This is a genomic window from Methylobacterium sp. Leaf94 (assembly GCF_001426045.1).
Classification (GTDB): Bacteria; Pseudomonadota; Alphaproteobacteria; order Rhizobiales; family Beijerinckiaceae; genus Methylobacterium.
On sequence record NZ_LMRM01000059.1, the window covers coordinates 1 to 1254 of the forward strand.

Consider the following 1254-nt stretch of genomic DNA (forward strand, 5'->3'; position numbering starts at 1 on the left):
GCGCTCGCCCGACCAGCTGCGCCGGCCAAGCTACCCGTGGTGAAGCGGCCTACCGCGCACTAACTTTACCCTTGGACCACCGCGTGGGGGCCGATCAGCGGGCGGCAGAACCGGCCGGTGAGGGCGTGGATTTTGGTCGTGCGTCCACCCCGCGAGCGGCCAATGGCTTGGCTTTGGCCCCCCCCTTTTTTTCCACCGGAGGCGCAGCGATTCGCCTTCACGACCGAGGAGTCGATCAGCACCGGGGAGGGCGGCCCACCGGCCCGGGTCTGGGTCTTGAAGAGATCACCCCAGACCCCCTTGGCCGCCCCGCGCACGAAGTGATTGTAAAGGGTCTTTTTCGGGCCGTGCATCTCACGCGGGGTGTCAGTCTAACGCCCGCCGGACTTCAACTCGTCGCTGATCCCGCTGATCACGCGTCGGTCATCGACGCGCGTCTTGCACCGGGTGTCGATCGGCAGATGCGAAGCGATCTTCGCAAACTGATCCTCCGTCAATCAAAACTCGGCCCTTGGCGCCTCCTTCACCCCGAAGGAATCACAGGCACGCCCGCCAAGCCAAACTTATGGGTCCGGAGCCGAGTACGTTACGGAAACTTCACCTGCATCCGTTGCTTAAATGCGACACACATTTGATATGAAACGCTTTAAAAGTCTGGATGAAATCACATGAATTGTTCTGCAAATAGCATATTAAATTTATGCAAACAGCAATACCCTAATGCTTGTATTATAGGATATTAAATCATCTTATAATATTGGCTCATTGCTTTTCGCAATTTTCGAACGGTGACCCATGCTTCCCACGTTGTGGTGCTGGAGCACCCTTGTTTGGGAAACTGCTAATGTACGTTGCTTCGGATCTTGCCGCCATCGCTCGTAACAACGGCCTGGGTGACATTGCGGGTGTGGGTGAGTCCGTTGGGATGCTCCTTAGCACCTCACAGCTCAAGAGCTTTGCCGGCCTCAAGGCAGTTGATGGTGTCTACTACAACAAGGCCATGAACGTGCTGGCCATCACCAAGGCAGGCGTGACCCTGGACGGGTACGACTTCCGCGGTGTCTCGATCAACGTGCAGGCCGATAACGTCGCGATCAAGAACTCAACCTTCGACGCTGCGTCTGGCTTCTATGCGATCAGCGCGGTGCCTGGCACCAAGAACCTGACCGTCGATCACTCGACGTTCGACGGTCTGAAGCTCGACAAAATCGGCTACGTCGACTTCATCATCTCGCGCGGTGAGAACACGACCCT

The 1254-nt window shown here is 57.2% G+C and carries 2 pseudogenes; one reads left to right on the forward strand and one right to left on the reverse strand.

From position 1 onward, the window contains the following. Positions 1-95 precede the first annotated feature (95 nt). Positions 96-497: pseudogene (locus ASG63_RS21090) on the reverse strand (transposase); the annotation flags it as partial. 347 nt (positions 498-844) lie between these two features. On the opposite strand from ASG63_RS21090, the pseudogene ASG63_RS21095 reads away from it, so the two are divergent. Continuing rightward, positions 845-1254: pseudogene (locus ASG63_RS21095) on the forward strand (M10 family metallopeptidase C-terminal domain-containing protein); the annotation flags it as partial.